23 protein-coding genes and 1 pseudogene are annotated in these 24,536 nt (G+C 70.2%); 3 read left to right on the top strand and 21 right to left on the bottom strand.

Annotation, left to right across the window (positions count from 1 at the left end; genetic code table 11):
• Together AB0883_RS11920 and AB0883_RS11915 are read left to right on the top strand one after the other, a co-directional pair.
• Positions 1 to 1,452 (top strand): SseB family protein (locus AB0883_RS11920; RefSeq protein ID WP_366641187.1); only part of this gene is annotated, 1,452 nt, incomplete at its 5' end.
• Positions 1,449 to 1,814: a hypothetical protein gene (locus AB0883_RS11915; protein WP_121397063.1), complete on the top strand. Its 366-nt coding sequence runs from the start codon at positions 1,449 to 1,451 to the stop codon at positions 1,812 to 1,814. The genes AB0883_RS11920 and AB0883_RS11915, both read left to right, overlap by 4 nt.
• A 1-nt stretch (position 1,815) precedes the next feature.
• On the opposite strand, the gene AB0883_RS11910 is transcribed toward AB0883_RS11915, so the two are convergent.
• The 5 genes from AB0883_RS11910 to acs form a co-directional block, all read right to left on the bottom strand.
• Complete coding sequence (locus AB0883_RS11910) at positions 1,816 to 2,748, bottom strand: alpha/beta hydrolase (RefSeq protein WP_366641186.1); 933 nt, start codon at positions 2,746 to 2,748, stop codon at positions 1,816 to 1,818.
• Positions 2,749 to 3,117: 369 nt separating this feature from the next.
• Positions 3,118 to 5,514, bottom strand: coding sequence for an immune inhibitor A domain-containing protein (locus AB0883_RS11905; protein WP_366641713.1), 2,397 nt, complete (start codon positions 5,512 to 5,514; stop codon positions 3,118 to 3,120).
• Between the two features lie 321 nt (positions 5,515 to 5,835).
• Positions 5,836 to 8,142 (bottom strand): immune inhibitor A domain-containing protein, encoded by a 2,307-nt coding sequence (locus tag AB0883_RS11900; RefSeq protein WP_366641185.1) that lies wholly within the window; start codon positions 8,140 to 8,142, stop codon positions 5,836 to 5,838.
• A 379-nt stretch (positions 8,143 to 8,521) separates the two neighbouring features.
• A complete protein-coding gene (locus AB0883_RS11895; RefSeq protein WP_366641184.1) occupies positions 8,522 to 11,314 on the bottom strand; it encodes an immune inhibitor A domain-containing protein in 2,793 nt (930 codons plus the stop codon).
• A 268-nt stretch (positions 11,315 to 11,582) separates the two neighbouring features.
• Entirely contained in the window at positions 11,583 to 13,547 is a 1,965-nt protein-coding gene (gene acs, locus AB0883_RS11890) for an acetate--CoA ligase (RefSeq protein ID WP_366641183.1), read from the bottom strand.
• Positions 13,548 to 13,804: 257 nt separating this feature from the next.
• Between acs and AB0883_RS11885 the strand changes: the two genes are divergently transcribed.
• Positions 13,805 to 14,551, top strand: a complete 747-nt coding sequence (locus AB0883_RS11885; protein WP_366641182.1) for an oxidoreductase — start codon at positions 13,805 to 13,807, stop codon at positions 14,549 to 14,551.
• A 39-nt stretch (positions 14,552 to 14,590) separates the two neighbouring features.
• Here the strand turns inward: AB0883_RS11885 and AB0883_RS11880 are convergent, their stop codons facing one another.
• The 16 genes and pseudogenes from AB0883_RS11880 to AB0883_RS11805 all read right to left on the bottom strand — a co-directional run bounded on the left by AB0883_RS11880 (position 14,591) and on the right by AB0883_RS11805 (position 24,430).
• Positions 14,591 to 15,397: an HAD-IB family hydrolase gene (locus tag AB0883_RS11880; protein ID WP_121397056.1), complete on the bottom strand. Its 807-nt coding sequence runs from the start codon at positions 15,395 to 15,397 to the stop codon at positions 14,591 to 14,593.
• Positions 15,398 to 15,752: 355 nt separating this feature from the next.
• Entirely contained in the window at positions 15,753 to 17,024 is a 1,272-nt protein-coding gene (locus tag AB0883_RS11875) for a tyrosine-type recombinase/integrase (RefSeq protein WP_366641181.1), read from the bottom strand.
• Complete coding sequence (locus tag AB0883_RS11870) at positions 17,024 to 17,296, bottom strand: helix-turn-helix domain-containing protein (RefSeq protein ID WP_366641180.1); 273 nt, start codon at positions 17,294 to 17,296, stop codon at positions 17,024 to 17,026. Before AB0883_RS11870 ends, AB0883_RS11875 begins: the two co-directional genes overlap by 1 nt.
• Before the next feature lie 28 nt (positions 17,297 to 17,324).
• Entirely contained in the window at positions 17,325 to 18,425 is a 1,101-nt protein-coding gene (locus tag AB0883_RS11865; protein ID WP_366641179.1) for a replication initiator, read from the bottom strand.
• Positions 18,416 to 19,099, bottom strand: a pseudogene (locus AB0883_RS11860) (replication initiator); the annotation flags it as partial. The gene AB0883_RS11865 and the pseudogene AB0883_RS11860, both read right to left, overlap by 10 nt.
• Entirely contained in the window at positions 19,099 to 19,362 is a 264-nt protein-coding gene (locus AB0883_RS11855; protein ID WP_366641178.1) for a hypothetical protein, read from the bottom strand. The gene AB0883_RS11855 and the pseudogene AB0883_RS11860, both read right to left, overlap by 1 nt.
• Positions 19,359 to 20,120, bottom strand: a complete 762-nt coding sequence (locus AB0883_RS11850; RefSeq protein ID WP_366641177.1) for a hypothetical protein — start codon at positions 20,118 to 20,120, stop codon at positions 19,359 to 19,361. Before AB0883_RS11850 ends, AB0883_RS11855 begins: the two co-directional genes overlap by 4 nt.
• On the bottom strand, positions 20,117 to 20,278 hold the full coding sequence (locus AB0883_RS11845) for a hypothetical protein (RefSeq protein WP_334607467.1): 162 nt from the start codon (positions 20,276 to 20,278) through the stop codon (positions 20,117 to 20,119). The genes AB0883_RS11850 and AB0883_RS11845 overlap by 4 nt, the downstream gene beginning before the upstream one ends.
• Positions 20,275 to 20,655 carry an RRQRL motif-containing zinc-binding protein gene (locus AB0883_RS11840; RefSeq protein WP_366641176.1) on the bottom strand — a complete coding sequence of 127 codons (381 nt, stop codon included), beginning with the start codon at positions 20,653 to 20,655 and terminating at the stop codon, positions 20,275 to 20,277. The genes AB0883_RS11845 and AB0883_RS11840 overlap by 4 nt, the downstream gene beginning before the upstream one ends.
• Entirely contained in the window at positions 20,652 to 20,951 is a 300-nt protein-coding gene (locus AB0883_RS11835; RefSeq protein ID WP_366641175.1) for a hypothetical protein, read from the bottom strand. The genes AB0883_RS11840 and AB0883_RS11835 overlap by 4 nt, the downstream gene beginning before the upstream one ends.
• Complete coding sequence (locus AB0883_RS11830; protein WP_366641174.1) at positions 20,948 to 21,385, bottom strand: hypothetical protein; 438 nt, start codon at positions 21,383 to 21,385, stop codon at positions 20,948 to 20,950. The genes AB0883_RS11835 and AB0883_RS11830 overlap by 4 nt, the downstream gene beginning before the upstream one ends.
• A gap of 81 nt (positions 21,386 to 21,466) precedes the next feature.
• A complete protein-coding gene (locus AB0883_RS11825; RefSeq protein WP_366641173.1) occupies positions 21,467 to 21,676 on the bottom strand; it encodes a hypothetical protein in 210 nt (69 codons plus the stop codon).
• A complete protein-coding gene (locus tag AB0883_RS11820; RefSeq protein ID WP_366641172.1) occupies positions 21,673 to 22,539 on the bottom strand; it encodes an FtsK/SpoIIIE domain-containing protein in 867 nt (288 codons plus the stop codon). The genes AB0883_RS11825 and AB0883_RS11820 overlap by 4 nt, the downstream gene beginning before the upstream one ends.
• A gap of 88 nt (positions 22,540 to 22,627) precedes the next feature.
• Entirely contained in the window at positions 22,628 to 23,509 is an 882-nt protein-coding gene (locus tag AB0883_RS11815) for a hypothetical protein (RefSeq protein WP_366641171.1), read from the bottom strand.
• A 167-nt stretch (positions 23,510 to 23,676) separates the two neighbouring features.
• Complete coding sequence (locus AB0883_RS11810; RefSeq protein ID WP_366641170.1) at positions 23,677 to 23,871, bottom strand: hypothetical protein; 195 nt, start codon at positions 23,869 to 23,871, stop codon at positions 23,677 to 23,679.
• 241 nt (positions 23,872 to 24,112) lie between these two features.
• Entirely contained in the window at positions 24,113 to 24,430 is a 318-nt protein-coding gene (locus AB0883_RS11805) for a hypothetical protein (RefSeq protein ID WP_088998260.1), read from the bottom strand.
• Between the last annotated feature and the right edge of the window lie 106 nt (positions 24,431 to 24,536).

Below are 24,536 nucleotides of genomic sequence, written 5' to 3'. Positions count from 1 at the left end.
GTTCGGACGCAGCCGGTCGTGTCGTCGGGCGACGCGACGGTGTCTCTGGATCCGACGGTGTCCCTGGATCGGACGCAGCCGGTCGTGTCGTCGGGCGACGCGACGGTGTCCCTGGATCCGACGGTGTCCCTGGATCGGACGCAGCCGGTCGTGTCGTCGGGCGATGCGACGGTGTCCCTGGACCCGACCGTGTCCCTCGATCCCGAGCCGCCTGCCGACGCGGCGTGGCCCGGGGACACGACCGTGTCCCCCGGGTCCGGGCCGCCCGCCGGCGCGTGGTCCGGGGATCCCACGGTGCCGACCAGCGTCGCCGCGCCCGCACCGGAGACGGGCGGGGCCGCCCGGGCGGGGGCCGCGACCGACGCCGGCGTTCCCGACGTCGGACCGGCGGAGGACCCGGGCCAGCCGGTCGCCGACGAGCCGGTGACCGCGCCCTTGACCGGGGCCGGGGACGTGTCGCCGGGCGCCGGTCCCGGGCAGGTCGGCTTCGAGCCGGCCAACGAGGTCGAGGAGAACCTGCTCGACGCCGCCGGCGCCGGCAGCACCGACACGTTCCTGTCCACCCTGCTGCTGGCCCGCGTGCTGCTGCCGGTCGCGGCCGACTCCGCGCCGGGCAGCCGGCCCGGCGAGCCCGGCTTCGTCTGGCGTACGGAGGAACTCGACGGCGAGACGTTCGTCGTGGTGCACACCTCGCCGGAGCGGCTCGCCGACCACACCGACGCGACGGTCGAGACCATCGAGGTGAAGTTCGTCCAGTTGATCCGCCGCTGGCCGGACGAGTCCTGGTCGTTCGCGGTCAACCCGGGCACGCCGGTCGGGGCGAAGCTGCCCGGTGAGCAGATCGTCGGGCTGGCCAACTGGGCGGCGGAGGTGGGACTCGGCGACGACATCGGGACCGAGGCCGAGCCGGCCGCCGCCGAGGAACCGGTCAGCCGCCCCCGCTACGCCCCACCCGCACCCGACCCGGCGCGCCCGATCGTGATGCAGAAGGCGGTCGCCCCCAGCCAGCTCGCGTACTACCTGGAGCGGGGCTACGACCGGGTCTCCGGCTTCGTGCACCGGGCCGGCGAGCTGGCCCACCTCAACACCCCGGCCCAACTGCACGACGCACTCGGCCTCGGCTACCCGGACTCCCCCTTCGCCCGGGACGCCGGCGAGATCTACGTGCTGCGCTGGCCCGCGCACCGGCCGAGCCTCTACCGGATCCCGTACGGCGGGCAGAACGAGGCCGCCATGCGGGCTATGGAGGGCTGGGTCATCGAGCGCCCGCCGTTCCGGGGCAACGGGTTCGCGCCGGGCGAGAGCAGCGACGTGGTGGCGGAGTTCAAGGTGGACAGCGCCCGGCTGCCGCACGGCGCGCAGCTGTGGCGGATCGGCGCGGACGGCACCGAACGGGTGGTCGCCATCCTCGACACGGACGCGCTGCGGTGGCGACAGGTCGGTGAGCAGTGACGCGCGACGGTTACGTGGCCCGCTGGCAGGGCCGGGAATACCAGGCGAGCCCGGACGGCGACGACGTCCGGCTCTACCAGCCGGAGCCGGGCGAGGGTTTCGAGGAGATCCGCCCCGGCCGGTACGTCCGGGTGCTGCCGGCCACCGAGATCGACGACCTGGCGTACGTGCGGACCGTCTGCACCTGGCAGGGGCAGCCGTTCATCGTCCTCGGCGAGCACGACGGCTGGCTGCGGGTGGAGTACACGGGCGGACGCTGGCCGGTGGCCCGGGCGATGGGGCTCGAGGTCTTCGACTTCGGCGTCTACCAGGGCTGGGCGCCCGCCGCCGAGGTCGCCGACCTGCGCGAGCAGCGGGTCTGAGTCAGGACTTCGCCCAGCGCAGGACCTCGCCCAGCACCAGGTCGCCGGCCTCCACGTGCGGGAAGTGCCCGACGCCCTCCAGGAGCCGCCACTCGTAGGGCGCCACCACGTACCGGCCGGAGCCCTGGGCGGTACGTGGCAGGGAGGCCTCGTCGAGCGCGCCGTGCAGCTGGAGGGTCGGCGTGATGAGCGGCTTCTGCATCAGCCGGACGAAGCGGTAGCCGTGCAGCCGGAGCACCGAGCGGAACGCCCAGCGGTAGCCCTCCAGGGCGCAGAACGCCGCCTGCGGGATGCGCATGGCCTCCCGGCACCGCTGGGCGTACGCCTCGAAGCCCGGCCCGTCGACCCAGCGCGGCCCGCCCCAGCGGCGCAGCATCTCCTCCACGGCCGCCGCGTCGTCGCGGGTCAGCACATGCTCGTAGCGGGGCATCTGGAACTTCAGGGTGGGCGTGGCGGCGGCGAACTGCCCGCGCGGGTCGGCGAAGATGGCGGCCCGGAGCCGCAGCGGGTGGGGAGCGCCGAGCACCACCAGCCGGCGGACCAGGGACGGGTGGAACGAGGCCACCGTCCACGCGATCATGCCGCCGACGCCGGTGCCCACGACCGTGGCGGAGCGCTCGCCGAGCGCCCGGATCAGCCCGGCGACGTCGGCCGCGAGGGTGTAGCCGTCGTACCCCCGGGGCGGCTTGTCGCTGGCGCCGTAGCCGCGCAGGTCGACCGCCACGGCCCGGAAGCCGGCGTCGGCGATCGCCGGCAGCATCTCGTGCCAGGCCCACCAGTGCTCCGGGAAGCCGTGCAGGAAGAGCACCATCGGTCCGGTGCCGGCCTCCACCACGTGGAAGCGACTGCCGTTGGCGCCGACGAACCGGTGCGTCCACGGCCCCTCGGTGAGGACGCAGGACTCGTCGACGGGCCCGCCGCGCTGCTCGGTCATGGCAGACAGCCTAGGACCCCGACGCCGGTCGCCCCCGACGCCGACCCACGGCGTGGTCGGGATCGCCCGACGGGACGCCCCGACCCGGCCGGCGGCGGTGAGGCCGCCGGGCCGCCGTGGCGGTGAGACGGCCGGGCTGCTCGGCCGCCGTGCCGCCGTGCCGCCGTGCCGCCGTGCCGCCGTGCCGCCGGGCCGCCGTGCCGCCGGGCCGCCGGGCCGCCGGGCCGCCGTGCCGCCGGGCCGCCGTGCCGCCGGGCCGCCGGGCCGCCGTGCCGCCGTGCCGGGGTCGGTCGTCGGTGGAAAAGGGCGATGCCCGGGCAGGTGACCTGCCCGGGCATCGCGTGGTGCGGGTGGTGCTGGATCAGCGGATCAGGAGATACGGATCTTGGTGTAGACGCCGTCCTTCTCCAGGACCTTGATCTTGGTGCCGGTGGCCGGGAGCTTGACGCCGTGGTTCGGCAGGTCCGGGAACCAGTACTGCTGGGTGTCGTCGAACAGCGGCTGCGCGGCCTGGCCACGGATGTACTGCGGCTGGCTGTTGAGGTGCAGCGTGAACGAGTCGGCCTTCTTCAGGCTGAACGGCGCGTCGTAGACCTGGACGCGGGCCCGCCAGGGCTGGCCGGTCAGGTTGTAGATCGGCCGCGGGTGCGCGTCGATGATCAGGTTGCGACCCTCACCCGGGTGCACGAACGTGTCGTTGTCCGCCCACCGGGTGTTCCAGTAGGAGATCAGCAGACCCTCCTGGTACGCGTAGTGGTCCACGTAGTCCGGGCGGGTGTTCGAGTAGCCGAAGAAGTACGGGCCGGTCTTCAGGTACTTGTCGTACGAGATGTACTGCCGGGTGCCCGCGATGTAGTAGTTGTCGTACGCCTTGGTGTAGCTCTTCTCGGCGGTCTCGAAGCCACCGGCGAGCGTCCAGCCCGCGGCGCCGGTCTCGGCGCCGTCGGAGAGGACGGTCTGGCCGTCGGCCGTCACGGTGATCGCGTCACCGTAGAAGCCACCCTCGGAGACGCCGCCGTCGGTCTGGTAGCGCAGCCGGAACTGCGCGACCTTGCCCGCCGCCACGTCCATGGGGATGTTGACGTCGACCCACTTGCCGCCGCTGCTGCCGTCCAGCGCGTAGCGGCCGGCCGAGATCTCCTTCAGCGGCTGGCCGTTGGCCGTGCCGGGCAGGGTCACCCAGGACTGGCCGCCGTCCAGCGACGCCTCGAAGAACAGGTAGTCGTAGTCGGCCTCGATGTTGTAGCGGCCCTTCATCGACAGGGACGCCGACGACTTCCCGGTGAAGTCCAGGGTCCGGGTCATCGTGCTGTTGAGGTCGTCCGCGTTGCCGGAGAAGAACTGCTTGGTGCCCTCGAAGGGCGCGCCGTGTTCGAACGTGTAGTCACGCTTCGGGAGCACCACGACGACGGCCTGCGCCTCGTCGCTGTTGTACTCCTGCGGGCCGAGGGTCATGGTCCGCTTCTGCCCCGCGGCGACCACCTCGTAGTCGAGCCAGCCGAGCTGGAGCTTGTTCCACGCGCCGAGGTCGCCGCCACGGTCGCCGATGCCGGCGTCGTTCTTGGCGCCGAGCCGGCTCTGGGCCATCAGGGTCCAGTGCTCGTTGTTGTTGTCCCCACCACTGGTGACGTTGTAGTCGTCCGGCAGACCGAGGTCGTGGCCGTACTCGTGGTAGAAGACGCTCCGGCCGCCGTTCTCCGGCTGGATGGTGTAGTCGCCGATCCAGATGCCGGTGTTGCCGATCTGGGTGCCGCCGGCCGGGTTGCCGACCGGGCCGGTCGAGCCCTGGTCGGACGCGAAGGCGTACCAGCGGTGGCTCCAGATGGCGTCCTCGCCCTGGTACGGGTCACCGTCGGCCTCGTCGCCACCGGAGTGGACGATCTGGAAGTGGTCGATGTAGCCGTCCGGCTCGTTGAAGTCGGCGTCGCCGTCGTGGTCGTACCGGTCCCACTGGTCCATCGCCGACAGGTCGGCGGCGATCTGGGCGTCGGTGCGGCCGGCGGCCTTCTGGTCGGCGACCCACTGGTTGGCGGCGTCGCGGACCAGCGCCCAGGTGTTGGTGCAGACGTTCGAGGCGCACGGGTAACCGCCGGAGCGGCCGTAGCGGGCCTCGTTGTACTTCACCTTCACCCAGTCGGTGACCTTGCCGTCGACGCTGTAGCGACCCGAGGACTGGGCCTCGTAGTACTGCTTCACCGACTCGTCACCGGGGTTGGTGCCGAAGTAGAGCTTGCGGTAGTAGTCGGCGTTGTAGTCCGCCTGCCACACCGTGGAGTTGTCCACCGCCCGGTTGGGCTGCGGGATCTCGTTGTGCAGCGGCCCGTCGAACCGGGTCGGACCCGCGGTGTCCGGGTCGGTGTCCTGGTCCGGGTAGCTCGGGTGCCGCTCGTTGCCGAACTCGGCGAGGATGACGAAGATGCGGTCCGTCTTCTCCCGGGAGAGCTCGACGTACTGGTCCTCAGTCTGGGTGGCGGCGTTGGCCCGGGTCGAGCGGGCGGCAGCCCCCTCGGCCTGGGTCTTGCCGACCTTGACGACCGTGCTGCCGTTGACCTTCTGCGGCTTGGCCCGGCCGGAGAGGACGTCGCTCAGGCCCTCCTGGCGCAGGGCGCGACGCTTGTCCTCCAGCGGGTTCGGCAGGTCGTGGTCGACATGGGCTGGCTCGGCGACCGACGGAGCGGCCGTCGGCAACTTCGGCTGCGGCGCGGCGGTGGCGGACGAACCGAACGCCAGTCCCGTCGCCGTCAGCGAAAGCCCGAGCAGACCCACTGCGACTTTGCGCACGTGGTACCTCCGGTGTGAGGGAACCGGCCCAACGGGGGTACGGGCCGGTGTTACCGGTCCCACTAGTGGGACCAATGGTGAACATAGACACTCGTGTGACCGGTGGGAAGATGCATGCGTCGATTTGTTGCAAAGTTTTGTTGGGAATGCTTTTCACCGTCACATCCCGGCCGTTCATCGACGCCGTGAGCAGCGCGAACGGTCACCCGGGTAAGGAAAGAGACGGTTTTCGATAGGAGTGATCACGTAAGCGAAAAAGTGGGGCCGGTGGCGTCACCGCCACCGGCCCCACGCGTGCCCCGATCGTCAGTTGCTGACCTTGACGACCATGTCGTCGGTCGGGTTGGTGCCCTGCTGAAGGATCTCGATCCGGGTGCCGGAACCGGCCACCTTCACCGAGTTCCAGGGGTTGCCGGCCGTCCAGTACTTGTTCGCCCCGGTGTCGGAGAAGACCGGCTGCGGGGCGAGCGCCGGGAGCGTGACCGGGACACCGTTGAGGTGGAAGGTCTGCGCCGGCTTGGCGTACAGGCTGAACGTGGCGTCGAAGCCGTTGCGCCGGTTGGTGATGGTGCCCTGGCCGTCGACGGTGATCTTGTTCGGTCGGACGTCCACCGGGAGGTTCAGGCCGTAGCCCGGGTGCTCCGAGGTGTTGTTGTCGCCGTACGCGTAGTTCACGTACCAGACCAGCATGCCCGGGTGGTTCGAGAACCGCTCCACCCAGTTCGGGCGGGTGTTGTTGAACCCGTAGTTGTACCCGCCGGTCCGCAGGGTGTCGTCGTAGCCGACGTAGGACCGGTTCTCCGCGATGTAGAAGCGGGGGTACGAGTCGGTCACCGCGCCGGTCATCCGGGTGAAGCCCTTGGCGGTCCACTCGGCGGCCAGCGTCTCGGCGTCGTCGGTCCAGGCGACGGCGCCGCCCTTGACCAGCGACACGTTGTCCAGGAACGCGCCGGCGAGGTGCACGCCGCCGTCGGTCTGGTAGCGGTAACGGAACTGCACGCTCTGCCCGGCGTAGGCGGACAGGTCGTAGGCCAGGTCCACCCAGGCGCCGCTGGTCGAGCCGTCGACCCCGGTCTCACCGGCGTCGACCGACGAGTTGCCCAGCGCCGTCCAGGTGGCACCGCCGTCGGTCGACACCTCGGCGTAGAGGTAGTCGTAGTCCTCTTCGATGTCGTACCAGGCCTTCGCGGTGATCGACGCGGACGTCGTACCGGTCAGGTCCAGCTGACGGGTCAGCGTGGTGTTCAGGTCGTCCGCGCTGCCGCCCCACCACTCGTACGACCCGCCGAACGGCGTGTTGTAGCTGGTGGTCTGGGTCTGCGCCGGCAGGTTGACCACGACCGCCTGGGCCTTCGGCCCGTCGCTGTCGCCGGCCGGGCCGAGCGTGACCCGGGTGGTGCCGCTGTTCTCCTCGACCACCGAGTAGTTCAGCCAGCCCAGGTAGAGCTTCGACCACGGGTCCATGTAACCCGGGGTCGACCCGATGTCGTCCTTGCCGCGGCTCAGCCACGAACCGGAGGACATCAGGCTCCAGAAGCCCACGCCGTTGTCGCCGCCGACGGTGTCGTAGAGGTCCGGCAGGCCGAGGTCGTGGCCGTACTCGTGGGCGAACACGCCCAGGCCGCCGTTCTCCGGCTCCGTGGTGTAGTCACGGATCCAGATGCCGGTGTCACCGATCTGGACACCGCCGGCCTTGTTCGCGCCCGGACCGGCGGTGCCGGCCAGGTTCGGGAACGCCGCCCACCGGTGCGACCAGATGGCGTCCTCGCCCTGGGCGCCGCCGCCGGCCTCCTCGCCCTCGCCCGCGTGCACCGCCTGGAAGTGGTCGACGTAGCCGTCGGGCTCGTTGAAGTCGCCGTCGCCGTCGAAGTCGTACCGGTCCCAGATGTCGAACTGGGCCAGGTACTGCTTGATCTGCTCCGGCGTCTTGCCGGCCGCGACCTGGGACTGGTACCAGGCGGTCGCGCTGTCCTTGACGAAGTTCCAGTACCCGTCGGACTCGGGGATGGCGTTGCTGCCGTAGCGGGCCTCGTTGAACGGAACCTTGACCCACTCGCTGACGTCGCCGTTGACGGTGTAGCGCCCACCGGACTGCTTGTAGTAGAAGTCCCGCATCGACTCGCCAGGACCGAACATCATGTCCTGGTAGTGCGCCCGGTTGAAGTCCGGCCGCCACAGGGTGCTGTTGTCGTCGGTCGAGCTGCCGTCCCAGTTGCGGTCCGGCTCGGTGATCTGGTTGCGCGCCGGGCCGGCAGCTCCACCGGCCCGGGGGTCGGTCTGATCGCCGAACTCGACCAGCATCGTGAAGATGGGGTCGGTCTTCGGTGCCTGCTGGTACTCGACGAACAGGTCGTCCTTGACCTGGATGACCTTCGAGCCGTTGCGCGTCTGAAGCTTCGCCTTGCCCGAGAGCAGGTCGGCGATGGCCTTCTTCCGGAGCTCCCGCTGCTGATCCGACTTCGGATCGGGGAGGTTGTCCCTGCCGTGCTTCGCCTTGTCGGAACCGGGGGCCGGGTCTGCGGCCGGTGCGCCGGAGGCCGGCGCCGACACGACTCCCGCCGCCAGCAGCGCGGCCGCGGCCGAGGCCAGACCGGCTGTGACTCGTCTCCTCAAAGGTCCTCCTCCTTTGTGGATCTGTTACATGACAGGCGTGGCCGAGGCGACGGCTGTCATGTGATGCGTTACTCACCCTGGCAGAGGGGATGCGCGCTTGTCACGGGTCAAATGCCGAATGAGGACGCGCCTTGCGGCCTGCATATGCGCATAAATGCCGACCAGAAGGTGCGTCCAACGAAATCCAGTTCACGTTACGTTTCGGCCACGATCACTCTGTGTGGCTGGGGTTATGAGGTCCCCTTCGGGGAGCGTCGGAGGCCCGGAATTCGTCACGGGCACCGATGGACGGCGACAGCGCCCGCAACGCGGACGGGCCCGCCCGGAGCAAGTGTGCTCCGAACGGGCCCGCCGTGTGTCCCGGCAGTTGACCCTCGGGTCAGTTCCTCGCGGGGGTGACGTACACCGTGGCGTACGAGTTGTCCCGCGCAGTGCGCTTGATGGTGATGGTGACGCCGTAGGACACGCCCTGGTCACCGGGGTTGCCGGTGCCCAGCACGATCGCCCCGCCGCCCAGGGTGACCCCGTAGTAGGACGTCGCCGGCGTACCGTCCGGGTTGGTGACCCGGGTCGTGTACGGCGCGTTGCCCTTCGACGGGATGACCACGGAGGCGTCGTTGTCCCGCGCGTACGGCGAGCCGTCGCGCATCTCGATGCCCGGGTACCAGCCCTTCGCGTCGGTGAAGCCCCGCACCGGCGCCTGCCGGCCGAAGCTCGTGCAGTACTCGCTGTACGGCTCGTCCGCCGCCTCCAGGCACTCCGTGAAGGGGTACGTGGGGTTCAGCGAGAAGGCCGCGTTCGCGGACTGCGGGCGGCTGGGCAGGTTGTCCAGCACCGACGGGTCCTTGACGGCCGCCTCGCCCTTGCGGCGGTACGGGTCGAAGTGCGAGTCGACGATCAGCAGACCACCCTTGGCGCCGTAGCTGGGCAGCGCGGTCATCTGCGCCGTGGTGTGGTTGACGTCGCCCAGCGCGGTGTCCCGGTACCAGACCAGCATGCCCGGGGCGTTGTAGGAGACCCGGTCGACCTTCCACGCGTCGCGCGAGTAGATCGTGTCGTAGGTGTACTTCAGGCCCTTGTCGAAGCCGTCGAAGTTGCGCCACTCGGCCAGGTAGTAGTGCGCCTGGGTCGAGGTGCCGCTGTCGATGTGCCAGCCCTGGCCGGTGGTGTCGACGAAGCTGCCGCCGGTCGCCGTCCAGCCGTTGGCCCCGCCCTCGACGTCGTCGCTCCACGTGGTGGTGCCGCCGCCGGTCACCGAGAAGTCGTCGGCGAACCAGCCGCGCTCCGCGAACGCCTCGTCCGTGGCGTAGCGGAGGCGGACCTGCACGTTCTGCCCGGCGTACGCCGACAGGTCGACGTAGTCGTGCCGCCAGCCGTGCGTGTCACCGGTCAGGCCGTACTTCTTGTTGCCGAAGTCCACCATCCGGCCGTTCGGGTCGGCGTAGCCGTCGTTCGTGGTGACGAGGTTGCCGGCCGCGTCGTAGACCTTCTGCTCGGTCCAGGTGGTGCCGCCGTCGGTGGAGAGCTCGACGAAGCCGTAGTCCCAGTCGGCCTCGATGACGTAGTTGCTCCACATCCAGAACTTCGCGTCGGCCGCCGCCGGCACGGCCACCTGGCGGGTGATCTTGACGTCCGCCCAGTCCTGGTCGGCGCCCGAGTACCACATGTTCGCGCCGCTGTGCGGCGTGGCCAGCGTGATCACCTTGTCCGGCAGGTCGACCTTGATGCCGTCCGCGGTGCCGCGCGGGGTCCGCGAGGTCTGGCCGAGCTGCACGGCACGCGGGTCCGAGCCCGGGGCGAGGGTCAGCGGGTCGGCCCAGCCGAGCACCCACTTGTCCCACAGGCCCATGTGCGTCGGCAGCGCCTGGAAGATCTCACCCGAGTGCGAGCCCGAGGCCATCAGGTCCCAGAAGTCGACGTCGGAGTCGGCGTTGCCGGAGGTGTCGTAGAGGTCCGGCAGGCCCAGGTCGTGGCCGAATTCGTGGGCGAAGACGCCGACGCCGGCGTCCTCCGGCTGCACGATGTAGTTCGAGACCTGGAGGTTGGTGCCGGGGATGGTGTAGCCGCCGGTCACCGTCGACGAGTGCGCCCAGACGGCGTACGTGCCCTCGGCGCCGCCGCCGCGGGACTTGCCCTGCCCGGCGTGCACCAGCACGAGGTGGTCGATCACGCCGTCCGGCTCGAAGAGGTTGCCGTCGCCGTCGCGGTCGCCCTGGTCCTCGATGTCGTAGTCGGCCCACGGGAAGCTCGGGTCCATCTTCGCGAGGGCGTCGATCGCGTCGGTGGCGAGCCGGCCCGCGCCCTGCGGGTTGTCCGGGTGGCCGTTCATCGACTGCTGACGGCCGGGGACCCAGTTGCCGTTCTCGTCCTGGAAGCAGCGCGAGGCCGCGTACCAGCCCTCGGAGTGCGGAACGGTGATCCACGGGCTGGCCTGCCCGTCGACCGTGTACGCGCCCTTGGACATCTCCAGGTACATGTTGTGCATCGTGCGGCCGGTCAGGTCGATGCCCTGCCTGCCGTCCGGGCCCTTCAGGTCCTTGCGGACCCGCTCGGTGATGCCCCGCTTCGAATAGAGCATCTTGTCGTAGTGGGTGGGCGAGAAGTCCGGCACCCACATCGAGTTGTTGTCCTCGTGCGGCAGGTTCGCCGGGTTCGGGATTTTGTTGTGCTTGGGCCCGTTCTGCACCGTGCCGGGGACGCAGGTCCGGTCCTCGAAGACCGTCTTGGGCACCATGACGCCGGTGAAGTCGTCGTTGGCCTGGTCGTTGAACTCCACCAGCAGGGTCAGCAGCTTGGCGGTCTGGGTGCTCGGGGCCTTCTTGATCTGCCGCGGGCTCTTGCCCGTCTTGATCGACTTGGCCTCGTGCTTCGCGAGCTGCTCGGCGGCGACCGGGTTGCCGCGGGCGAACTTGCGGTCGTAGGCGCGCGCGTCCTCGACCGCCGGGGCGTAGACGCCGCCCTTGCCCTTGACCTCGCGACCGCCGCTGTCCGGCTGGACGGCTGGCTCGGCGTAGTTGATGTAGTGCTCGTCCGCCCCGATCGTGGCTCGGGCGGGGCCGGGCTCCGCCGCCGCCGCGCCACCGGTCACGGTCAGTGACGTGGCGGCGAGGGCGATGGCGGGCAGCGCGACGAGCAGGCGTCGACGCGACCCGGATTGCGGGTTTTTGTTCATGCCGCTCCGTTTCTCGGGCATGGGGGAGGAGGAAGTCGGTCGGCCCTCCATCGATGTGACGTCCATCGAACCGACCCGACGTGCGTGAACCTAAATCAGAAAACAGGGGAACGACAGGGGCGACGTCCGCCTGTGTCCGTTCAGCTTCACGCGGCTCACCCGACCGACCGATGTGACACCACGCATCCGGCCGGTCCCACACCCGTAAGAAACGACGATGGGTGACGGTCCGCGGGGGACCGCCACCCATCGGGGGCGTACGCCTGCGTCAGTCCTCGTCGGACTTGCCGCCGCCCATGCCGGACGAGATCAGGTCCATCACGGACGAGTCCTGGAGCGTGGTGACGTCGCCGAGCGAGCGGTTCTCCGCCACGTCGCGCAGCAGCCGGCGCATGATCTTGCCCGAGCGGGTCTTCGGCAGCTCCGGCACCAGCATGATCTGCCGGGGCTTGGCGATCGGGCCGAGGGTCTTCGCCACGTGGTTGCGCAGCTCGGCGATGAGCTTCTCGCCGGCGTCACCGGCGATGTCCGTGGCGCCGCGCGGAATGGCGAACGCGACGATGGCCTGCCCGGTGGTCGGGTCGGTCGCGCCGACCACCGCCGCCTCGGCCACCGACGGGTGGGAGACCAGCGCGGACTCCACCTCGGTGGTGGAGATGTTGTGCCCGGACACCAGCATCACGTCGTCGACGCGGCCGAGCAGCCAGACGTGCCCGTCGTCGTCCTTCTTCGCCCCGTCCCCGGCGAAGTACATGCCCTCGAACCGCGACCAGTACGTCTCGATGAACCGGTTGTCGTCGCCCCAGATGGTGCGCAGCATCGACGGCCACGGTTCGCGCAGCACCAGGTAGCCACCGCCGCCGTTCGGCACCGACTGCCCCTGGTCGTCGACGACGTCGGCGACGATGCCGGGCAGCGGCGTCATCGCCGAGCCGGGCTTGGCCGCCGTCACGCCCGGCAGCGGCGAGATCATGATCGCGCCGGTCTCGGTCTGCCACCAGGTGTCCACGATGGGCAGCTCACCCCCGCCGACGTGCTGCCGGTACCACATCCACGCCTCGGGGTTGATCGGCTCACCCACGCTGCCCAGCAGCCGCAGCGAGGACAGGTCGTAGCCGGCGGGGATGTCCTCGCCCCACTTCATCATCGTGCGGATGAGCGTCGGGGCCGTGTAGAGGATGCTGACCTTGTACTTGTCGACGATCTCCCAGAACCGGCCCTTGTGCGGGGTGTCCGGGGTGCCCTCGTACATCACCTGCGTGGCGCCGTTGGAGAGCGGGCCGTAGACGATGTAGGAGTGCCCGGTCACCCAGCCGATGTCGGCGGTGCACCAGTAGACGTCGGTCTCCGGCTTCAGGTCGAAGACCGCGTGCGCCGTGTACGACGTCTGGGTCAGGTAGCCGCCGGTGGTGTGCAGGATGCCCTTCGGGCGGGCCGTGGTGCCGCTGGTGTAGAGGATGAACAGCGGGTGCTCGGCGTCGAACGGCTGCGCGGCGTGCTCGGCCGAAGCGGTCTCGACCGTCTCGTGCCACCAGCGGTCCTTACCCGACCAGGCCACCTCCTCGCCGGTGCGGCGCACCACCAGCACGTGCTCGATCGACGGGCAGTTCGCCACCGCCTCGTCCACGGTCGGCTTCAGCGCCGACGGCTTGCCCCGGCGGTAACCGCCGTCGGCGGTGATCACCACCTTCGCGCTGGCGTCCTGGATCCGGTTGGTCAGCGCGTCGGCGGAGAAGCCGCCGAAGACCACGCTGTGCGTGGCGCCGATCCGGGCGCAGGCCAGCATCGCGACCGCCGCCTCCGGGACCATCGGCAGGTAGATCGCCACCCGGTCGCCCGCGGTGACGCCCAGGTCGGTGAGCGCGTTGGCCGCCTGGCAGGTCAGCCGGTGCAGCTCGGCGTACGTGATGGTCCGGGTGTCGCCCGGCTCGCCCTCCCAGTGGATGGCGACCTTGTCGCCCAGGCCGGCCTCGACGTGCCGGTCCAGGCAGTTGTACGCCACGTTTAGCTGCCCGCCAACGAACCACTTCGCGAACGGCGGCTTCGACCAGTCGAGCACCTGGTCCCACTGCCGCGCCCAGGTCAGCCGCCCGGCCTGCCGCTCCCAGAACGCCAACCGGTCGGCGTCCGCGTCCGCGTACGCGTCGGCGGTGACGTTGGCGTTCGCGGCGAGTTCGGCCGGCGGCGGGAACTGGCGCGTCTCGTTCAGCAGATTGGCCAATGCCTCGCTCATGCCGTGCTCCCTCGTCGCTCAGGTGACCTGCGTCTCTCTAGGGCACGAGGTTAGTCGGGGCGGCCGGCACGGGCGACCGCCGGTCTGGCCGACGCGCGCCGAGCGGCCCCCACCGCGCGCCGGACGGCGACGCGGGCCGCCGCGCCGACGCCATTCGTCCGGGCAGCCGCGCCCGGCCGGCGGCCGATGGGGGTGGCGGTGGTCGCTTCCGGGCGGCTCGTCGGCGGGTCGCGCCGGGCAGTCGATAGCGTGACGGGGTGACCGCTGACCCGCTCGCCCCGCTGCTCGCGCTCGCCGACGTCGCCCCCGCCGTGGAGCGGGCCCGCGAGCGGTTCGACCGGGCCCTGGGGCACCGCGCGCTGCGCCGGCACGGCGGCCAGGTCGCGGCCGAGGTCAGCCTCCGCTCCGCGGTGGCCAGCGCCGCCCTGGAGGGGTACGCCCGCGAGCGCGAAGCCGTCCGCGCCGGAACGGTGACCGAGCCGGTGGTGCAGGGCGCGCTGCGGGTCGCCGGGGCACTGCCGGGGCTGTCCGACCTCTGGCCGAAGGCGCCCCGGCAGGCGCTGGCCAGGCTGCACGTGCTCGCCGCCCGCGACGTCGTCGGCGAGGCCGAGCTGGGCCGGCCGGTGGCCGACCCGGTCGTCGCCGCCCGGCTGGACGGGCTGGCGGGGCTCGTCGCCGGCGGCACGAAGGTCTCGCCGCTGGTGCTGGCCGCGGTCGTGCACGGCGAACTGCTGAACCTGCGTCCCTTCGCCGGGCCGTCCGGGGTGGTGGCCCGGGGCGCCGCCCGCCTGGTGCTGCTGTCCAGCGGGCTGGACCCGCGCGGCCTGCTCGCGGTGGACGTGGGTCACCACGAGCGCGAGCCGGAGTACGTCGGCTCGGCCGGCGCCTTCGCCACCGGCACCCCGGACGGCCTGCGCTCCTGGCTGCGCCACTACATGGCGGCGGTGGAGGTCGGCGCCGACCAGCTCACCACGATCGGCGACGAGGTCCTCGCGGTGGCCTGAGCCTGGCGGCCGCCTCTGGCAGCCGGTCGTCTCGCAGGCTCAGGCGGGCGCGGGGGCGGTGCGGGTACGACGGTGGCGGCCGTACCAGGCGATGCCGATGGCGACTCCCACCCCCACTCCCAGCGCGGCGGCGGCGACCGGGACGGCCGGGCGCTCGCGCAGCCGCCGCCCCAGTGGGATCGGGTGCCGGAACTCCAGCACCGGCCAGGAGTTCTCGACCGCCAACCTGCGCAGCTGCCGGTCCGGGTTGACCACCGACGGATGGCCGACGCACTCCAGCAGCGGCCGATCGCTGTACGAGTCGGAGTAGGCGTACGAGTCGGCCAGGTCGTAGCCGCGCTCGGCGGCCAGCTCGCCGACCGCGTCGACCTTGCTTGGGCCGGCCGCGTAGAACTCGACCTCGCCGCTGTAGCGGCCGTCCACCACGCCCATCCGGGTGGCGATCACGTCGGTGACCCCGAGCAGCACACCGATCGGCCGGACCATCTCCTCGCCGGAGGCGGAGACCAGGACGACGTCCCGGCCGGCGGCCTGGTGCTCCTCGATCAGGGCGGCGGCCTCGGCGTACACGTAAGGGTTGATCAGCTCGTGCAGCGTCTCCGCGACGATCTGGCGGACCTGTTCCACCTGCCAGCCCTTGCAGAGCGCGGCGAGGTAGTCCCTGGTCCTGGCCATGGTCTGCTCGTCGGTGCCGCCCAGCCGGAACATCAGCTGCGCGTACGCCGACTTGACCACGTCACGCCGGGTGATCAGACCGTCCCGGTAGAACGGCCGACCGAACGCCAGGGCGCTCGACTTGGCGATGACGGTCTTGTCCAGATCGAAAAAAGCGGCACTTCGGCCCACGGCGCGGAAGTCTAGCCGGATGGTCTATGGTCGGCGGGTGCCCGGGGCCCGGCGACCCCTCGGACCTGCGGGCCGGCCCTCCGCCACCCTCGCTCATCGTGATGATGGTCACACTCTGCGAACATTATTTCGCAGGGAGTGGAGGCAACACCACTCGACGTATACAGGTCCGCTCAGGCAGACTTGTTGATGCGACGAGTGTTCACATCTCGTACAACAGGCAGACCCTCGGCGGTTGCACCCCCCGTGACCGCTGAGTGGGTTCGGCTCGACCCCCCCGGAGCCGAACCTTCGACGACCCCCGTCTCCCCCCGACGGGGGTCGTCCCTTTCCCCCGGGAGCGCTCCGATCCAGGTCACAGGTCATCCCCATCCCCCTGGAGGCCGCTCTCCGGAGGCGGATTCTCGGCCGGAGGCAGCAGGGAGGCAGCAGAGCTGTCGAAAGCTGCCAGGACCCGGGCGGCGTAGTCATCCGGAGTGTGCGTATAACGATTGAGCGTCGTTGACGCCTGCTCGTGGCCCATGACCCGCTGCACCAGGTTGATCGGGACGCCGTCGGTGACCAACCAGGTGGCGTAGGCATGTCTCAGATCGTGAAACCGCATGCCGCCGACGGCCCTTGTTGCCACACAGACGACCGCTTCCCGCTCGGTGGTGAACTCGGCGGACCACTCGACACCCTCCCGGTCCGGCCAGACGGCGCGGTACCGATGCTGGCCGGTGTTGAGGACCTGACCGAGCAGCCCGGCGCGCACCAGCGAGGGCAGCCAGACCCGACGGCGGAAGTTGGACCGGCGCAGTGGGCGCCCGACCCGGTCACGGAAGATGAGCGTTCGCGGGTCCGGATCGCCGGCTTCGGCCTGCAGTTGGCGCAGCGCGGACAGCAGGAAGCCTGGTAGCGGGACGCTACGCACACCAGCGCGACTCTTCGGGTACGGACGGAGCACGATGCCACCGTGGGTCTCCTCGGCGACCTGGACGACGCGCAGCAGGGCACGATCGAGGTCGACCGACGACCAGGTCAGCCCGGCACACTCGCCCCAGCGCAGGCCCGCGCCGGCCGCAGCCGAGACGATCCCACGGTGACGGGACGGCACGGCCGGAAGCAGCCTGCCGAAGAAGTCCTCCCGGCTGATCGTGATGGGCCTGACGTCACGGGATCGGTCGCGCGGGAGCTTCATGCCCTCGGCGGGGTTGATGGCGATCAGCCGCGCCTGAACGGCCGTACGGAGGATCATCGACAGCAGTTGGTAACACTTGGCGACCGTGGTCGGCGCAAGCTCGCGGCCCAGGCCGGTCACCCACTCCTGTACCGACATGAAGTCGACTTTGCCGAGCGGCCAGTCGCCCCACTTGGGCAGGACATGAGTGCGGAGCATGGACAGGGTTCGCTCAGCAGTACGCGCCTCCACGGTTCTGGTGGCTAGCCACTGCTCGGCGAAGTGGCCGAATCGGGTCCGGCCGGCATGCGGGTTGACGTAGGTCCCTCGGTTGAGTCCGCCTTCCACTTCGACGAGGAAGGCGTTGGCCTCCCGCTTGGTGCGGAAGCTCTTCGACTTCTGCGACCCTGCCGGGTCACGCCAGCAGGCACGGAATGTACCGGCCGGAGTCTTGCGGACGAAGCCCATCAGCGCCTCCGTCCGTGCTCGGTACCGGTGGCGGCCTGGTCCTCAGTAACGCCGTCGAGCCAGGCGTGGAATCGGGTGCGGGGGATGAGCCAGCGGCCACCCAGACGGGTCGCCGGAATCGTGCCGTCCCGAACGAGGGCGTACGTGCTGCCCAGCGAGATACCCAGCAGCTTGGCGACTTCCCGAACGGTGTAGGTGACCGGCCCGACGACGGTCGCCCCGGTGCGAGGGACGAGCCGAACGACGGGACTCGGGCGGGCGGTGGTGCTCATGACGGATGACCTCCTCGGGTCTGCGGGGTCAGACAACAGCCGGCGTGGTGCCGGCCGGGGTGGTGCCGAGTTCGTGCGCGAGTTCTTCTCGGCCGGTGGTTCGTCGCTCCCTGGCCATGGCGGCGGCGGTGTTGGCGAGGAGGGCGTCACCGGTGGTGTGCCAGCCGACGCCGGCGAAGGTGAGGGTGCCGACGATGAGCGTGGTGTCGTCGTGGTGCTCGTCGACGAGCTGCCGCCCAGGGTGCGCGTGGTCCTGGTCCTCGTGACGACGGAAGGCCGCGCGGGTGTCTCGCAGGAGTTGGAAAGTGACGGAGTACCGCCGGGCCTTGGTGAGGAAGTGGCCGCCGAAGCCGAGCATGTGCGCCCACCGACGCAGCCGGGCATACGGGTTGGCCGTGGCCGGTTTCGTCGATTCGGTGTCAAGGCTGCCTTGACGGTCGGCGACGCAGGTGGGGCAGGCGGCGTAGCGGGTGTGGGTGCCGCAGTCGGGGCATTCCCAAGCTCGGACGAAGCCGGGCCGGGGCCGGGGGTCGCGAGGCCGGTCGAGCAGGGGCACGGGGGTGCCGGTGGGTCGGCCGATGCGCCAGCAGGCGTCGATGAGGCGGGCGGTGTGGTCGCCGTCGGGGTCGGCGTAGTCGCCGATGGTGTCGGCGGTGAGCCTGACGGAGCGGTGCCCGGTTATCTCGGTGCTTTTGGTGGCGTACTTGGCAAGGTAGCCGGCGACCATGCTGTCGGTGACCTCACCGCCCCCGGTCAGGCTGATGGGGCGGATGTCGAGCTGTTCACCCCAGGCAATGGGCCAGCCGTCGGCCCGGTCGGGGTGTCCGGGGGTGTGGAAGGCGACTTGTACGGCGGCGTGGCGGAGCGCGTCGTCGAGGTCGGTGACGGTAAAGCCGGCCGGGGGTGGGACGACGGTGGTGGGGTCGGTGGGGTGGACGCCGTCGAGGCGGACCAGGGCGTGGAAGTGGACGGCTGCGCGTGCTTGGAACTCGGCGGCTTTACCGTGCGCCGTACAGGTGGAACGGTGCGGGTGTTGCCGGACGCGGTGATGACCTCGACGCGGGGGATGCCGCGGCGGCGGGCGAGCTTCGCTAGGTGGCGTTCCGCGGCTTGCTTTGTGCGGTGCCACAGTTCGCCGGAGTAGAGGTTCCAGACGACCTGGTGAGCGTGGTCGTAGCAATCTAGGCACAAGGGCTGGCCGAGGACGGTGTCACCGGGGCCGTGGCGGGCCCAGCAGACGGCCGGTTGGCCGTGGGGGCAGAGTCCGGCGTCGCGGCGGGCGTGGCAGGGCTCCGGTCGGCAGTCGCAGCGCTTCCGGTTGCCGCAGGTGTGCTTGCGGACCGCGCGGACGTGCACGGTGCCGAAGGACGGTGCGGTGAAGGTGGCGAACACCGCCGGATGCTGTGCGACCGTTTCGGGGACGCCTTTGCCGCCGATGAGTCCGGCGCGCAGGAGTTGGTAGGCGTCGCGTTGGTAGGTCTGGGCGCAGGAGGGGCAGACGGTAGCGCGTCGGTTGCCGCAGGCGGTGTAGATGGCGGCGTCGGGCATGGTGTCGGTGTGGCGCTGGTTTAACACCCGCCCGGTGGAGGCGTCGACGGTGAGGAGTTGGCCGGCGAGGCGGATGGGGCGGGTGCAGCCGGCGGCGGCGCGGACGTGCTCGATCCAGCCGTAGTAGTCGGGTTGGGTGGCGCGGGCGAAGGCGGAGCCGGCGGCGGTGTAGGTGTAGACGGGCGGGACGTCGGCGTTCGAGCCCACACCCCGGGCCGTGGTGGTCCGGGGTGTGAGGTCCAGCGTCGACGCCATCAGGCCGACACCTCAGGGGTGCGGGTGGTGATGGTGCGTTCGGTGACGATGACCCGGCAGGCGCCGCATTGGCGCTTGGCCGGCTCGTGCCGGTGACACGGGATGTGGGTGGTGGTGTTGCCGCAGCGGATGGTTACCGGTGCGCGGCAGGGGCCGCCGGGGATGACGTCGACGAGGGTGCGGCGGATGTCGTACGGGTGCCCGTCGGGGTGGGCGGGGCAGGTGTGTTCGATGTGTTCGATGTCGACGAGGTGGATGGTCATCGGGCATCCCGGGCCATGGCGAGGAGTTGCCCGGCGACGGCCGGGGCGACGTCGAGCCGGTCGGCCAGCTCGGCGGGGGTGATGGGTGCTCCGGTGGACTGTTCGTGCTGCACGGCCGCGAAGCGGGCCATGGGCAACAGGTGGGCAGGGACGTCGACCGGCTCAGGGGCCGGGGCGGTGACGAGTTCCGGCTCAGCAGCCGGGGTCGGCTCAACAACCGGCTCAGCAGCCGGGGCCGGCTCGGCGGCCGGGGTTGGGGTCGGTTCGGGTGCGGGGGTGATGGCCGGCGGTGCCGGTTCGGTGGTGACCTGCTCGGCCACCTGAACGCGGATCGGCTCGACCTGCTCGATGGTCGGCGTGGTGTCTTCCGACCTGGTGGGGGTCGGGGCGAGGACGAGTTTGACCAGGGCCATGAACGCCAGGGCGGGAACGGTGGACAGGAGCCATCCGGAGATGCCTGGCTTGGCGACGGCGAGTTGTGCGGCGAGGGAGAGGCCGGCGGCGGCGATGAGCAGGAACAGCGGGTAGCCGATGGGTGCGCCGAGGCGGCGGCGTCGCCGGATGGTGAGTAGGCAGGCGATGGGGACGAGTTCGGAGATGACCGCGTTGGCCCAGCCGAACCACTCACCCGTGCCGTTGGGGGAGTTGGCCAGGGTCCAGTCTTTGACGTGGGTGAAGGATGCGGCTCCGGCGAAGCCGGCGACGGTGAGGAGGATGAGGACCAGGACGACGCCCTCGATGCGGGTGCCGGGTTTCATCGCGGGTCACCCCCGGTCGGTGCGGGGGCGGTCCAGCCGCAGACATCGCAGTTGTAGAAGCCGCAGTACTGGCAGCAGTCGCGGCGGTCGATGGTGGTCAGCGGGGTGTTGTCGGCGCAGTAGTAGTCGCCGCAGGGGCAGGGGTTGGGCGTGTTCATCGGTGGCCTCCGTGGCAGTCGAGGCAGCAGCCGTAGCGGCGGGGGATGTAGTAGGGCTGCACGAGCCCGCAGGTGCGGCAGGTCCGCCGGGCACGCAGCGCCTTAGCGATGGCCTCCCGCTGGGCGGGGGTGGCTAGACGCTTGGGTTGGGCGAGGCCGAGGCGGTAGAGGTAGGCGAGGCGCTTGCCGCGACGCCAGAGAATCTGCGCGACGGGGTCATGACCGCCCGGACGTAGGCCGGCGGCGCGCAGTTGCCGGCGAGTAGCCAGCCCGGCGGGGGCGGACTGGAAGGGGTAGGTGGGGAACCCGTAGCGGCTGCCGGTCGGGTCGTAGAAGCGGCGGGCCAGGCCGGTGGGGATGTCGGTGAGGGTGGTCATGGGCGGTCTCCCCAGCGCTGCTGGGCGGCCTGGCGGGAGATGCCGAGCCGTTGACCGATCTCGGCCCAGGAGTAGCCGAAGGCGCGGAGGCCGATGACGGCATCGGTGATGGCTTGGTCGAGGTTGGCGGAAAGCGCGACGAGGTCGCGGAGGGCTTCGACGTCGCCGGTGGCGACGCGGCGGCCGTGGGCGCGGATGATGCGCCGGGTGAAGGCGGCGAATTCGTCGTTCTCGACGACGTCCCGGCGTCGCTGCTGTCGAGGCAGAGGCGTCAAGGTCTCCTTGACAGTGCTCATCGGTTCTCGCCTCCCTGGGTGTGGAGGCAGTCCCAGTCGTCAGCAGCCGCCAGGAGGGCGGTGATGACCTGCTCGGCGGTGCGGGCCGGGTCGTCGTTCCACGAGTAGGGGGAGGTGTGCTCGTCGAGCAGGTGGCCGTCTTCGTCGATGTGGAAGACGGGAGCGAAGGCGTCGAGGTAGTTGACGAGCGCGGCGATGCTCTGGCGGTAGATGTCCTCGTCGGCGGAAGAGAGGAGGACCGGGTGCATGAGCGGCTTTCCGGCGCAGGCCATGCCGATGGCCCCGACGGCGCAGGCCGGCGAGGTGAGGGTGTCGGTGGTGGCGTAGTAGGTGCCCTGGGTCCAGCCGTGCCGGCGCAGATAGAGGGCAGCGAGCCGGAGCAGGTCGGCAGGTGTGACCTGGACTCCGGCGGGTGGCTTTTGGGTAGCCTTCATGACAGCCACGTCCTTTCGAGGGCGTTGGTGGAGGTCGGCAGGACCGGCGTTGCTGGCAGGCGTGGTCGGTCCTGTCGACTGCTACTGGTTGCGCAGCCGCACGTAGCGGCGGAAGCGGGTGTCGTTGCCGCCCATCGGAATCGGCGCGGAGATGAAGACGAGTCGCCCAAGGCGGCTGGCGGCTCCGAACATCGGGGCCAGGTCTTCGGGAGTGCCGATTACCAAGAGATCGGTGTACCGGGTGGCCCGCTGGTTGTTGAGACGGATGACGACGCGCTCTCGGGTGGTCATGCCGCGATCCCCCAGTCAGAAGGAGAGCCGGTCGGGGTGGTGATGCCGCTGGGACGGCGGATCCAGGCCGCGTAGTCGGCGATGCCGGCGATCTGGGCGTCGGACAGGTAGGCGACCTTGATGCGGCGGGGAACGCCGCCCTCGGCGATGAGGTAGGCCGCACCCTGGTTGGTGGGGGCGATGTCGGTGGCGGAGTAGCCCTGCTCGGCCCAGCCGTGACCGAGGACGATGTTCGAGCTGTTCGGAGTGGTGCAGCGGAAGGCAGCGCGGTAGCCGAACAGGTCCCGCAGGCTGGTGGGGATGATGTCGAACGACGGCCGTTGGGTAGCGGCGACGACCGGAATGCCGGCGGCACGGCCGCGTGCGACCAGGTCACGCAGGAGGGCGACGAACTCTTCCTGTTCCTGCTTGCCGCCGATGGTGGCGGAGTAGAAGGCGATCTCGTCGACCAGGACGGTGATGACGGACAGACCGTCGGCAGCGGTGACCTTGCGGCGCCCGTGGGCGCGCAGCCAGGCGTACCGGTTGTTCATTACCTGCTGAAGACGTCGCAGGACGTCGAGAGCGGCGGTGATGTCGGGGCCGATGAAGGCGTCAGCGCAGTCCTCCCACTGGCCCAGCTCGACGAGCTTGCCGTCCAGCAGAACGAGCCGGGAATCCGCCGACAGCGCCGCGTGGGCGGCGATGGCGTTGAGCAGGCCGGACTTGCCTCCACCGGGCTCACCGCCGGCGAGGAGGTTGCGGTAGGCGAGGGTGACGTAGACGGGCTGGCCGAACTCGTCGATGCCGAGGAAGATCGGGTCGAACATCGACAGGCCGGGCCCCACCGGAATGCCGGCGGTCGGGGCGGTTGCCATGGTCATGGGTTGCCCTCCTTGGGCGTTGGTGGGCGCGGGAAGCCACACGAAGGAGCCCGTTGGGGCTCCCCGCGTCCGGATGGGTGCGGGTAGGTCAGATCCAGTCGGAGATGTCGTCGCCCTCGGGCGACGGCGTGGCGGCCGGCTTGCTGCCGTTGGCCGACGTGGCGGCCGGCTTCTTGGGCTGCTGGACGGGCAGCGCGATGGTGGGGGCCTGGACGTCGGGCAGGTCCAGGGCGGTGGGGACGACCGGCGTCGGCCGGTCGGTCGCCGGAGTGTCGGTTGGGATGGCGTCGGCCAGCGGTGACGTGACGGTTGCGGTGAGCACCTCGCGGCGCTTGATGTCGAACCGCAGGTAAGCGGCGTTGCCGTCGGCGGCCCGCTCCACCAGGACGGACGAGGCGTGGCAGGTGACGGCGATCTTGTCGAGTCGACCTTCCAGGTCTGCCAGGGACAGGCCGGGCCGTAGGTAGACCCAGACCCGTTCACCGACCGGCGTCGGCTTGGCCCAGAGGATCAGCGGGAGGGAGCCGGACTGGTTGGCGACGATGAACTGTGCGAAGCACACCCGCAGCCGGTGGCGCACGATCAGGCACCACACCCAGGCGACGACCTGGCGGCGGAGAGCGGGAACAGCGGCCGGGACGCCGAGGACGACGGCGACAACGGCGAGGGTGACGAGGGTCGGGGTGTGGGTGGCTAGCTGAACCCAGCCCGCGAGCAGCAGGGTGGTAAGGACGATTTCAGGGGTCCACCACCACAGCAGCCGTAGCACCGGCCACACGCGGACCAGGAGCCAGGCCAACGCGCCGCACGGGACGCCGACGGCTACGCCGATGAACAGCGCGATGATCGGGTGTACGTAGGAAGCGGCCACCACGGCCGTCAGGATGCCGATGATGACCGCAGCGAGGATGAACGCCATCCGGGCGTTCCGGGCCGAGGACCGGTGAACCTTGGCTTCGATAACTGTCACGGTTCCGGTTGACTTCCGCCCGAACGAGCGGCGAGGGCTAGACTTGGACACGACACGTCCTCCCAAGCAATTGGGCTGGATGGGTTGGAGAGCACGGGGCCGGCAGGTGTAGGAGCCAGTACCGGCCCCGCGCTCGAATTTCGGATCAGTTGGCGTGCGAGGGTGATCTACTCCTCGTCCGCCAAGGGCGAGAAGCCCAGCACGGTGACCTGCTTGCGGCCCCAGCCGCGAATGAGGTCGGTCAGTTTGGCGATGTCGTCATAGCCCCGGATCGGGCTGGCCGGCTGGTACTCGAAGTACTCAACCTGGACACCATCAGCGGTGGTGTGGAAAAACGTGACGTAGTAACGGAAATTCGACATGTGTTCCTCCTCGTGAGCGCAGCCGGCGGCTGCAATGGAATAGAGGGAAGAACCGGCACGGGGCCGGCGGCACGAGTGGCCATACCGGCCCCGTGCAACTAGGTGGTGGCAATCCGATGGATTGCCGAGGCCGGGAGAGTAGGAGCCAGTAACGCTCCCGGACTCAAGGTGGATCAGGAGAGCGGACCGCAGGCCGCTTCAGGAGACACCGCAGGCTTCACACAGCACGATGCGCGAAGGACTACTTTGCCGCCGAACCAGCCTTCGGCTTCAGCGAGATCGCACGGAACGCGACGCCGTTACGCCCGTTGGTCGCCCACGGAATGGCCTCCAACTGCTCGACGTCGATGAGCTGTCCCACCATCACGCTCGGCTTCTCACCCGCCGTGGTGATGGAGATGACCTCACCGCCCGTCTCGTCGAGAACGAAGACCTGGGTGGACCACATGAGCCGGCCCGTTCCCTTTTCGGACCGCTGGTTGCCGTTCTGGTCGTTCTTCGGCTCGGGGTCCCTCGACACCGTCACCTGCTTCGCCTTGGTGTCCACGTACAGCTTCACGAGATACCTCCTGTGTCTCGGGCCAGTTGTTGAGCTTGTCCCCGGTGGACTCTTGCTCGTGGCCTCTGCGATAAGACTCCCGAAAAGCGACGGACACCCCATCCTT

Origin of the sequence: Micromonospora sp. NPDC047812, assembly GCF_040704175.1 — a bacterium.
Classification (GTDB): domain Bacteria; phylum Actinomycetota; class Actinomycetes; order Mycobacteriales; family Micromonosporaceae; genus Micromonospora.
This window is presented reverse-complemented; position numbering and strand designations above follow the sequence as displayed.